The following is a 2,523-nucleotide window of genomic DNA, read 5'->3' on the forward strand; positions in this document are numbered from 1 at the left end:
ATACCAACACCAGTGGAATCAACACCACAGGCTTTACCGACATCAATGGTGATGGAGTCATCGACCAGTTTGATAAGGATCTGGATGGTATTCCTGACTTCAAAGACCTGGACAGTGACAATGATGGAATTCCTGACATCCTCGAATTCGGACTCACTGATGCCAATCAGGATGGTACACTCGATGAGGGAGCCGGTATTACGGATGTCAATCTAAACGGAATTGATGACCCCTACGACTCAAGCTGTGATGGATCAACCTCGACGGAATATGCGGAGAGTGCTTCAGGAAATGGGTCTGTAACTAACCCGAACAATGCAGTTGGGACTGACAATGGCACCCTGGCAGTTGTAAATAATGGTGGTGTATTGGTTGTGGATTTCAAGATTTTAATCCCCTCCAACAATCAAGTATCGGTCAATATGTACAGGAATTTCGTTGTTTTAGAAAATAATCCCGACTACCTGATCGAATCTTCAACAGATAACATCTCCTATAGTACCGTGACAAGTGGGACATTAGCCACTGGAACAACTACGAACACCCTGAATTTTGATTTAACTCAGGGCACTGCCAGGTACATTCGAATTAGCAAAACCAATACTACGGATAGAAACATCCAAATAGACTATTTATCATCCAGCGTCACTACCTGCTCCGGTGGGGTCTCTTTAAATCCCCCGGACTTTGACAGTGATGGCATTGACAACTACCTGGACCTGGATGCTGACGGTGATGGCATTCCTGACAACATAGAAGCGCAAAGCAACCTGGCCTACAAGGCTCCGGTATGGGTAGACAGTGATGGTGACGGTATTATGGACATCTATGATCAGGATGCCGGAGGAGCGCTGGATCCCGTCAATTCAGATCTCAATGGTAATCCCGATTACCTGGATACAGACTCGGATGATGACGGAATCCCCGATGTAGTGGAAGCCTGGGACAGCGACATGGATGGGTTCGGCGATTGGGACACCAATGGAAACAATGACCCGACTGACGAAAGTGGCTATGGATCAGATGTGGATGCAGACGGTATTTCTTACCTTTTTGACTCCAACTCCGGCAGAGGCACTGTGGCGAGTATCATCGGATCCAATGCGTCACTACAGGACACTGATGCCGACGATACGAGGGATTTCAGAGATACTGATGATGATGATGATGGAATAGCCACCAATAACGAAGACATCAACCTCAACGGAAACTGGACGGATGATTTCACTCAGGGTGGTGTTACCATTCCAGATTATTTATTTGGGCCCGACAATGATGGGGATGGCATATTAGATTCTATAGACCCTGATTCAGATGGAGATGGCATTCCCAATAGTATTGAATATGCTGGGATAAGTTACACCAATAACAGCGGACCTTTTGATGATGATGATGGGGATGGAATCTATAACTATCTCGATGCTGATGCTTTAGGGCATACGGATGCCAATGGAGATAGTGTGGATGACCGCTTTGATCATGACAGAGATGGGGTTCCTAACTTCTTTGACCTGGACTCTGATAACGATGGCATCCGAGATCAGGATGAAGCTACAATTACCAATTACGCCCTCTCCGGGACACCCTCAGCTTCATCAGTTTCTGGCACCTACGGAAGCCCCCTTTCAGTAATCATAGATGGTGACACAGATGGTTTCGGAGAAGCCCAAAACAATCATACCGATCAGGATAGTGAAGCCTATGTCGAAATTGATCTCGGACAGATTCGTGACCTATCGGTGGTAAATGTCTGGAACCGAACCGATTGCTGCACAGACCGGGCCGACAATTTCTATGTGTTCGTTTCAGAAGATCCGTTTGTGGCAACGGATGTGGCTACCACTTTAGGCCAATCCGGTGTGCAGGCCATCCTGCAAGGACCTGAAGCTGGTACTCCTTCAGCCTTCAATTTCAACACTTCAGCACGATACATCAGAGTACAACTGACCGAAACCGAATTCTTACACCTGGCAGAAATAGAGGTCTATTCACAGCCACTGGATACTGACGGAGACGGCATTCCCAACTTTCTGGACCTTGACTCTGACAATGACGGTCTCACCGACAACAGGGAAGCACAGCCTTCAGCAGGGTTTATCGTGATCACTTCCCTGGATACCGATGGTGACGGACTCAAGGATGTCTACGATGCAGACAATGGCGGCACCTACATCAATCCGATCAATTCTGATAGTGATGGCGACCCGGATTACCTGGATACTGACTCTGATGATGACAATGTCCCGGATGTGGTAGAAGGATTTGACGCCAACAAAAACGGCTTCAGTGACCTGGATACCGATCAGGACGGTGACCTCTCTGACGAAACAGGATACGGACTGGACACCGATGGGGACGGGCTGGAAAACATCTTTGACAACTACTCAGGCACTGGCATTGCCAACATCAAAGGATCCAAGTCCAAAAGGCAGGACACCGATGGGGATGGCATTCCCGACTACAGAGACGATGAAGATGACTCTGATGGCATAAACACCTCCGCAGAGGACACCAGCGACGGTG

At 48.0% G+C, this 2,523-nt stretch carries 1 protein-coding gene; it reads left to right on the forward strand.

The features are described 5' to 3' along the window. Positions 1-2,523: discoidin domain-containing protein (locus GV030_RS16545; protein WP_185155833.1), on the forward strand; the 2,523-nt coding region annotated here is incomplete at both ends.

Source organism: Marinoscillum sp. 108, assembly GCF_902506655.1.
GTDB classification, from domain to species: domain Bacteria; phylum Bacteroidota; class Bacteroidia; order Cytophagales; family Cyclobacteriaceae; genus Marinoscillum; species Marinoscillum luteum.